The organism is Mesorhizobium sp. CNPSo 4661, assembly GCF_057784215.1.
Map to the genome: position 1 here is coordinate 1 of NZ_JBWGIO010000051.1, position 9630 is coordinate 9630.

Consider the following 9630-nt stretch of genomic DNA (forward strand, 5'->3'; position numbering starts at 1 on the left):
GGGAGGTTGATGCTGGCAAATGCACCGATCGGCTTGTCGGGGAACTGGCGCGGGTCCGGCTCGAGAGACGGGCCGGGTTTGTCCATCATCTCCCAAAGCAAATCCTGATCGTAGCTTTCTACGGGAGGCAGCTCCTCTGGCCATCTGCTCGCGCCCTGCGACGCGCTGTGCTGCGCAGCGGCGCTGCCGACGCCCATCGGCTCCATCCGGACCGCTTTTGCTGGATCAGGAACGGGCAGGATATGGCGCTCGAGCTCCATCGCTTTAGCGCCTGCCTGCGATTTTCGCAGATCAGCCAGTGCGGCACCGACATTCCGATTGCCCCCGCCGTCCTTCCTATAGCGCTTGACATCGTCGTCCAATGACGTGCCGGAAAGCCGAGCAGCAATGCCCGGTTTGTTGCTCTCGCGCAGGTAGTCACTGAAATTACGAAGAAGAACTGCATACCGGCCGCGGGTCCCGGTCGCGGCTTCGTTTTTGTATTCTTTGATGAGAGCCACGTCCTGGGGGTGAGGATTTAGCTCAGGGCGGCCTGTGATCGGCACCACTCCGCCCGTCGACTGGAAGTTCCGGAGATGGTCCATTGCCGGACGGAGTCTCCCATTATGACCCGTTTCGATGGCCTCGCGCACATCATCGGTCAGCGACCGGTCGTCGAGCCGAGCAGCAATCGGATCTTTGTTATTTGCGAAGAGCCAGCGCCCGAAGCTGCGAAGAGAAGATACATAGGCGTCGGCAGTGCCATCGGTGGCATTCCCCTCGAAGAGGGCCTTCTCAAGCCCCGAAATGAGGCCAGCGTCCTCGGAATAGAGAGGCTGCTTTCTCCGCCCTATCAAAACTCCAGTTGACTGAAGGCGCTCGGCTGGCTGGAGAGATGACGACGGGCCGGGTTCGTCCATCATCTCCCAAAGCAAATCCTGATCGTAGCCTTCCACAGGAGGCAGCTCCGCTGGCCATCTGCTCGCGCCGCCCTGCGACACGCTGTGCTGCGCAGCGGCGCGGCCGACGGGCATCGGCTCCATCCGGACCGCTTTTGCGGGATTAGGAACGGGGAGAATATGGCGCTCGAGCCCCATCGCGTCAGCGCCTGCCTGCGATTTTCGCAGATCAGCCAGTGCGGCACGGATATGCCGATCACGGGCGCCCTTCCTATAAATCTCGACATCGCCGTCCAATGACGTGCCGGAAAGCCGAGCAGCAATGCCCGGCTTGTTGTTCTCACGCAGATAGTCACTGAAACTGCGAAGAACAGCTGCATACTTGCTGCCGGTCCCTGGCGCTGCTTCGTTTTTGTACTCTTTGATGAGAGCCACGTCCTGGGGGTGAGGATTTAGCTCAGCGCGGCTTGTGATCGGCACGTTGCCTGTCAACTGGAAAATCCGGAGATAGTCCATTGCCGGACGGAGTCTCACATTATAACCCGTTTTGATGGCCTCGCGCGCATCATCGGTCAGCGATTGGTCGTTGAGCCGAGCAGCAATCGGATCTTTTTTATTTGCGAAGAGCCAGCGGCTGAAGTTGCGAAGAGAAGATACATAGGCGGAGGCAGTGGCATTGATGGCATTGCCCCCGAGGACTGCCTTCTCAAGTCCCGAAATAAGGTGAGCGTCCTCGGAATAAAGACGCTGCCTGCGCCGCCCTATCCGAACTCCAGCTGACTCAGCCGGCCGCAGTGTCGAGGACGCCGGTATTGCTCCACCTGAATTGGCGATCTCGCTCAGCTGCCGCTCAATGGCAAGACCGTGTAGATTGTCCAGGGGCCTCGGCCTCTTCGCTGGCCGCAACCCAGCTGTGTCACGCTCATCGTCGATGACGACCTCCCCGCTTGGCAGGAGGTTGCTGCTGGCAAATGCACCGATCGGGTTGTCGGGGAACTGGCGCGCGGCTGGCTGGATAGATGACGACGGGCCGGGTTTGTCCATCATCTCCCAAAGCAAATCCTGGTCGTAGCTTTCCACAGGAGGCAGCTCATCTGGCCACCTGTCCGCTTCTTGCCACGCGCTGTGCTGCGCAGCGGCGCCGCCGACGGGCATCGGCTCCATCCGGACCGCTTTTGGTGAATCAGGAACGGGGAGAATATGGCGCTCGAGCTCCATCGCTTTAACGCCTGCCTGCGATTTTCGCAGATCAGTCAGTGCGGCACCGATATTCCGATCACCCGCGGCGTCTTTCCTATAGCGCTCGACATCGCCGTCCAATGACGTGCCGGAAAGCCGAGCAGCAATGCCCGGCTTGTTGTTCTCACGCAGGTAGTCACTGAAACTGCGAAGAAGAGCTGCGTACCGGCTGCCGGTCGATGTTGCTGCTTCGTTTTTGTACTCTTTGATGAGAGCCAGATCCTGGGGGTGAGGATTTAGCTCAGGGCGACCTTCGATCGGCACGACTCCGCCCATCGACAAGGTCCGGAGATGGTCCATCGCCGGAAGGAGTCGTCTGTGATGACCCTTATCGATGGCCTCGCGGGCATCATCGGTCAGCGACTGGTCGTCGAGGCGGGCAGCAATCGGATCTTTGTTATTTGCGAAGAGCCAGCGCCCGAACCTGCGAAGAGAAGATACATAGGCGTTGGCGTTGCCCTTGCTGAGGGCGAGTTCCGAGATGAGGCGAGCGTCCTCGAAATAAAGAGGCTGCTTCCTGTTCCCTTTCGAAACTCCAGCTGACTGAGCCGGCTGCAGCGCCCAGGAGGCCGGCATTGCTCCACTACCTCCACCTGAATTGGCGACACCCTCATCGTTGATTACGACTTCCCCGCTTGGCAAAAGGTTGCTGCTGGCAAATGCACCTATCGGCTTGTCGGGGAACTGCTGGTGGTCGTACACCCAGTTCAAGTGAGGAATGGACTCTCGGGGATCCGATGACTGGTCATGGCGTGCGGCTGGCTCGAGAGATGACGACGGTCCGGGTTTGTCCATCATCTCCCAAAGCAAATCCTGATCGTAGCTTTCTATGGGATGCAGCTCATCTGGCCATCTGTTCGCGCCCTGCGACGCGCTGTGCTGCGCAGCGGCGCTGCCGACAGGCATCGGCTCCATCCGGACCGCGTTTTCGGCAGCGGGAACGAGGGGAATATGGCGCTCGATTTCCATCGCTTTAGCGCCTGCCTGCGATTTTCGAAGATCAGCCAGTGCGGGACCGATATTCCGATCACCGCCGTCCTTCCTATAGCTCTTGACATCGCCGTCCAACGACGTGCCCGAAAGCCGACCAGCAATGCCCGGCTTGTTGTTCTCACGCAGGTAGTCACTGAAATTGCGAAGAACAGCTGCATACACGTTGCGCGTCGGTGTCACTGCTTGGTTTTTGTACTCTTCGATGAGGACCCCGTCCTGGGGGTGAGGATTTAGATTACCGCAACCTTTGATCGGCGCGATTCCGCCCGTCGACTGGAAGGTCCGGAGATGGTCTATTGCCGGAAGGAGTCGTTTGTGATGACCCTTTTCGATGGCCTCGCGCGCATCATCGGTGAGCGACTGGTCGTCGAGCCGAGCAGCAATCGGATCTTTTTTATTTGCGAAGAGCCGGCGGCTGAAGCTGCGAAGAGAGTATACATAGGCGTTGGCGGTGGGATAGGCGGCATTGCCGCGGCGGAGGCCCTTTTCAAGCCCCGAAATAAGGCGAGCATCCTCGGAATAAAGAGGCTCCTTGCTGTGCCCTATCAAAACCCCAGCTGACTGGACCGGCAACGTCGAGGCCGCCGGCATTGCTCTGCCGCCACGTGAATTGGCGATCTCGTTCAGCTGCCGCTCAAAGGTCGCCGCATCTGCGGACGGCACCGCGGGTGAACTCGCTTGCCGGCCCGCGCTGTCCGACTTTACACGCACCCAATTCGTCGAGGCGAAATCCATCCGTCCCTCCCTTCAAAAATAGGCCTTCGAGGCTGGGCTGGATTTGACGTACCGGAAAATCAGGAACAAACTACCCTTTAACAGCCCTCGGCAGGCATGCGCCGTGAGCATCGGCAGCCGATGTTCGTCCAGTGCGACCAACCCTGTCTGTTTTGTTAAATGGGGAAGCTGTCGACAACCTGATCACGACAACGCGCCTCGAGCGCGGTGCATGTGCCCGCGCGCTTCGCGGTCAAGACCCGATAGATCGAAGATTCATAGACAAATACGGTGTTCCAACCTCAGAAAAACGCTGGAAGGTCACGCCACGGGCTTCCCGTGCGCACGATCCAAAGCACGGCGGTGACGGTCTCGTCACCCTCCGAGGCCCACGGCCCCTTCACCAACGACACGGCCTCGCGCACCCAGGCGCTGGCCCTTTTGGAAACCTTCAACGCTGACCTGCTCAGCCAACCCCAGTGCCACGCTCACGCTGGAACGATGGTGTGGCTGGCGCCGAGATCGTCGCCCGTCGCGTGAAGGGCGATGACAAACTGCTGCCGGAAAATGGCCGTGAGGCATTGGGCATCAGCCGACGAACCCGTTCGGCACCGCCGTGTGCAGCTCGCCTGTGGCGAGGTAGTGCTCTCCGAAGCCGATATAACTGGTACGTCCCGTCGCGGCTCACACCGCAGATGAACCAGATACTCGGCACCACCAACCAGCCCTTCGGCAAGGTGGTCCAGCCGCTGCACTTTCGCCGACAGACCATTAGCGCCGAGTTGCTGTGGTCGCCGCTGCCCAGGGGATGGGAGATGGACGCGCCATTGCCGGCGGAGGGTAAGGGGGCGCTGGCCATTCCCCACGAGGTGCTTCGGCACCGGGCCATCCTTTATAGCGGGGCGAACCAGCCCTTCAGCAAGGTGGTGGAGACCTACACTGCCGGAGTCCTGGCCTTCGGCCGCCGCTGAAGGATGGCGCTTGTAGGCCACGGTTGCGGTGTTCATCCCGTCGCGTTTATGCCGCAAATCCTACCGCGAGTTAAGTTGATAACGCCCTGTCGCTATTGCCCCAAAACTGTCGACTATCGAACAGGCGCACCAGAGCGAAATGTGTTGCATTTCATGCGCAGCCCTCGACGCAAAAAGAAGGAAAAGCGCGACGTGAAGGTGCGCCGGCCCAACTTGCGTATCAGCGCGCAGCTGCGTCCGCAGGATGGCACCTCACTTGCACATCAACCTTGGGAAGCCGCTGTAACAGTTTTGCCTCAACCAACGGAGATGACATGGCGATTGGCCCAGAAGCACGGAATTACCTTTCGCAGCGGCTCGTAAGAATTCTCGGCTCTGTTGTTGATGGCTGGTTGTCGGTGATGATGCTCCGGTGTCAGATCCTCTTGCACATGGTTATCGGGCACCTGGCGGCATTTTGCGGCGGCTCTGGAAGATCTCGCCGGGGACGTGTCTCCCCTGATCGACAGTCCGCCACTACCAAGTTCTTCCCGGGGGATGGTGATGAGGACTTCGTCCAGATGCCAAACTTCATCGGAGCCGGCCGCTTCGTACGCAGTCGTTGAACGTACTGGGCCAAACTTCTTGCTTCAGCGGGGGACTGAGACGGCGATCTCGCGCTCCAGAATTTCGTCGACCCAGGCGTAGTCCCAAAAGGAGCAAAGGTGTGACATTGGCGGTAGAGCGCTGGCGTTTGTAGCTGGTGTGCATGAACCTGCGTCTACTCACCTCTGCACGAGAAGTTACCCGTGACAACCCCCAAATCAAAGGCCCCGGTGGGACATTTGGACAACGCACATAAAAGGTATCTTTCTGCCGAACTAGCCCGCGGAACCATATCGGTTGAGATCGATCGCAGCCTACTGCCCCCCGAGGCAACGTTCGGGTTCGCGGAGCGCATCAATCCCAAACGGTCTTTCCTGTTTGCTTCTAAGCTGCTTGGCCGTCACAGTCCCGTTCGGCCTTCGCTGATGCGAAAGACGTACACACTTCTGGCCGACCAAATTTCACCCGATCTCGAAGGGCCAATCCTGTTCATAGGCGTGGCCGAAACTGCAGTCGGGCTGGGAGCGGGCGTGCACCAGCAATATTCAGAACAATATGAACGAGACGACACTGTTTACATTTGCACCACCAGACACGCACTAGGTTTGCCCCTAATCTGTCAATTCCAGGAGGAGCACAGTCACGCGCCAGGACATTTCGTACACTGGCCGCTCGAGCCAGGCCTGGTCTCGATGGTCAAGAACGCCCGGACGCTTGTGGTAATTGACGATGAAACGTCGACCGGAAAAACATTCGGCAATCTGTTCGCAGCTCTGCCTGCCAGCATCAGGTCGGACCTTCGAAATACGGTTCTCGTTACGCTTACGGATTGGTCAGATGGTGCTGTCGAACAGATAATCGCAGCCAACGTGAAGCGCGCGTCAATCCTTTCCGGGCGGTACCGCTGGTATGCAAACGGTTTGAACATCGACGCGCCGGAAGTTCCATCTGTTGGAAAAAAAGGGGGTAAAGTCATTTTGCCCGACAAGGATATCAACTGGGCTCGGTTGGGTGTCTCCCGGCACCAACTTCAACTGGATGGTGAGGCGGCGTCGTCGGGCGCTACGCTGGTCCTTGGTACAGGAGAAAACATTTGGCAGCCGTTCCTGCTTGCGGAAAAATTGGAGATGGAAGGAGCTAACGTACACTACTCATCGGTTACCCGATCACCGATTTCGGTGGGTCACGCCATTTTATCGAAAATAGCGTTTGAAGACAATTACGGCGGGAATGTATTTAACTATCTGTACAATGTCGTCCCATCAGAATACATCAAAATAATCGTGTGTTCCGAGACAAGTGAAGCGTATATAAGCCCTATACTCCTACGCTTCTTGGAAAGGGCATCGGTCGTAATTCCCAAGAGATTAAGTGCTATTTGATGATTATCATCACGCAAAATTTCAATACGTCAATAGCGCTCAAGTCTTGAAGTTGCGCTAGGTGAAGCAGGAGAATTACATTGCCGGTGACGAGAAGTAAATTATTTTCTGGTACGTATCGTAGTACGGACATCACGTTTCTCTTGAAGCCCGTAATTTTGGAGCCAATCGACGACGCTTCAAAGGAGCGAGCGATACAGTCCGGCCTACGCCATTATTCGGAAATGATTTCTTTCGAAAGCGCCCCCGAAGCCGACTACATGGCGATATTCTACGACGCGATGGCAGTTGGCGCTGCGAGAATGGGACGCGAAGTAGCAGCTCTCGCTCGGACTATCTCAAATCAGATTAAAGGTCCCATCACGTTGGCGAGCCTCGTTCGGGCCGGGGTGCCTTTGGGTGTCCTCCTCAAGCGTGCTCTGTCGCGCATGGGAAAGGACGTGCAACACTTTGGCATTTCGGTCATACGGGACCGCGGAATTGACAGTAATGCAATGCGCCACATCATTGAGCGGCGCCCCATTGAAGGTCTGCTGTTTATTGATGGATGGACGGGCAAAGGCGCCATCTCTGCTGAGCTGGAACGGAGCTTCCCTTCGTTTTCTGCGCAGCCGCCAAAGCTGGTGGTTTTGTCTGACCCCTGTGGCCGGGCGTGGCTGGCAGCGTCGCCCGAGGACTGGCTCATTCCATCGGGAATACTCGGGAGCACCGTGTCGGGGCTGATCAGCCGCTCGATACTGAACGAGGACGTCACAGGTCCGGAAGATTTTCACGGTACAGTCCGATGGAATCACTTGGCGTCCCATGATATCTCAGCTGCTTTCGTGGATAATGTATGGGCACATGCCGTCACCGCGCTAGACCATACTAATGATGTCGCGCAGTGGATAGACAACGACCGCTCAAGACATCAGAGACTATCGCGGGAGGCAATTAATCGAGTTGCTGCACGGTTTGCCGTTGAGAATATTAATAGGATCAAGCCAGGAATTGCTGAAGCCACGCGAGCAATTCTGCGCCGCAAGCCTCAAGTTGCACTCCTCTCTTCTGTTGAGGACCCTGACCTGGCGGCGCTACGGTATTTGATCCGGGAGAGGAAAGTCCCCTTCCAAGTCGTTCCGGAAAATATCCAGCCATATCGCGCCATTACTTTGATAAAAAAGGTTTAGAAATTTGATTATATCGCATCTTGGTCCAAACTCCGGAACCGCTCAACAGGACAGAGCGAGTGGCAGGCGTTTCGATTCATCCTGCTTGCTGGTTGTTGGCGGGCACGACGTCATTTTTGCAATTATAAGAGGGCCGGCCGTCGTTTGAGGGAAGCGATTGGCATAAATGTGAACGCAAAACCAAATTCATCTGCCCGGTACCTTTCCGAGTGACGAAAACGGATTTCCAAACATGGATGACGGATCGAGTGCATTGCCTGATCAACCCACCAGATCCGCAGATCACGCCGTGCAGCCAATCGTCTTTGCTGATCTGGATGACACATTGTTCCAAACACGTGCAAAGTGCCCGAAAGGCAGCCAGCATAAACTGGCGCTAGCTGCGGTCTCCTTGAACGGACATCATTCCATGATGACGCCACGCCAGGTTGCGATGATCGATTGGCTGCTGGGTACGTCACAAGTCATTCCCGTCACCGCACGTGGCACGACGGCCTACGGGAACGTCAAGATCGCGTTCAACAGCTATGCAATTGTTGCAAACGGCGCTGTCATCCTTCAGCCGGACGGCACGCATCTAAAGGAATGGCACGATGTCATTTCTAAGGAACTGATTCCTCACAGGAAGGCACTGGATAAGGTACTTGAAATTGGTCGGCAAGTAGCGGCAGCTGGCAAGATGTCTCTTCGTTCGTGGATCGTAGAAGAAAGGGGGATGGCCACATATGTCGTTTTCAAAGAAAATAATGGTGATGGCAAGAGGCTGGCAGAACTGAAATTTGAGTTCGACGATGCGGGTTGGATACGGCATCACAACGGAAACAACTTCGCGCTCATTCCCCCGCCTGTTTCAAAGCGCCGGGCAGTAGAGTTCCTCCTGAAGAAACTCCGGTCGGAGTCTGAAGATAGGCCAGCGATCGGATTCGGCGACAGTGCAAGCGATCTCGGCTATCTCAATTTGTGCGACTGGTGGGGTGCGCCATCGCGCTCGCAGATTTCGGCGATGCTGAACGAGCCAACGAAGACGCTTTTTGCGGGCATTGCTTGAAAGGAAAATCATGCCCCACCGCGGGTGATGTCACGTTATCTGACTCTGACTGGCTGAGGCCTGTATGGCGAATGTCAATTGCCCACGTTGACGGGTTGCCACTCTGCCATGCACTGGGCGGGTCCTTCTTGCAGCCGACCGTCATGCCAACGCCGCTCTGAAGATGTGCTGCGAAGCGCGCCAGACTGCGCTAGCTGAGGCGAGATTGATAGTTTTGGATGGCGAGTTTTGAGTTTTTGCGTTTTTGCGAGTTGCCCACGTAACCTCTAACTTACCAAGTGGCACCTTGCGGGAGTCGATATGTGGCCCGGTGGCGAGTTGCAAAGTCGCCCGACTGGTTCCGATAGTCCGCGCAACTTCAAAGATATTTTTTGGCGATTTTCCCTTTGAAGTGTAATTTTTGACGGTCCCCTGCGTCGGAACTTTCTGGTCAAAATCATTCACAAGAAATGAGTTATCTGCTTTTTCAGCTCGGGTGGGAATGCTCCTTCGCAGGGCGTGCGATCGTGTCCCGCGGCGTAGTGTAGTTGGCGGCATTGGTCGCCGTGCTCTCCGGCATGGGCCGGGCTGATCAGCGCGCCACGGCTGGCAGGCTGATCATGGGATCATCGCTCATCTGGCTGATTGTTTCCAGGGTCATGTATCTGGCCC

At 56.9% G+C, this 9630-nt stretch carries 4 protein-coding genes and 1 pseudogene; 4 read left to right on the forward strand and 1 reads right to left on the reverse strand.

Annotation, left to right across the window (positions count from 1 at the left end; genetic code table 11):
* Window positions 1–3845 (reverse strand): annotated as a pseudogene (locus AC0YKC_RS33495) (hypothetical protein); the annotation flags it as partial.
* Between the two features lie 485 nt (window positions 3846–4330).
* On the opposite strand from AC0YKC_RS33495, the gene AC0YKC_RS33500 reads away from it, so the two are divergent.
* The 4 genes from AC0YKC_RS33500 to AC0YKC_RS33515 all read left to right on the forward strand — a co-directional run bounded on the left by AC0YKC_RS33500 (window position 4331) and on the right by AC0YKC_RS33515 (window position 8979).
* Window positions 4331–4795 (forward strand): hypothetical protein, encoded by a 465-nt coding sequence (locus tag AC0YKC_RS33500; protein ID WP_488514181.1) that lies wholly within the window; start codon window positions 4331–4333, stop codon window positions 4793–4795.
* Between the two features lie 788 nt (window positions 4796–5583).
* Window positions 5584–6762, forward strand: a complete 1179-nt coding sequence (locus AC0YKC_RS33505; protein ID WP_488514182.1) for a phosphoribosyltransferase domain-containing protein — start codon at window positions 5584–5586, stop codon at window positions 6760–6762.
* Window positions 6763–6848: 86 nt separating this feature from the next.
* A complete protein-coding gene (locus tag AC0YKC_RS33510; RefSeq protein ID WP_488514184.1) occupies window positions 6849–7931 on the forward strand; it encodes a cysteine protease StiP domain-containing protein in 1083 nt (360 codons plus the stop codon).
* Window positions 7932–8163: 232 nt separating this feature from the next.
* Complete coding sequence (locus AC0YKC_RS33515) at window positions 8164–8979, forward strand: HAD family hydrolase (protein ID WP_488514183.1); 816 nt, start codon at window positions 8164–8166, stop codon at window positions 8977–8979.
* Window positions 8980–9630: the final 651 nt, after the last annotated feature.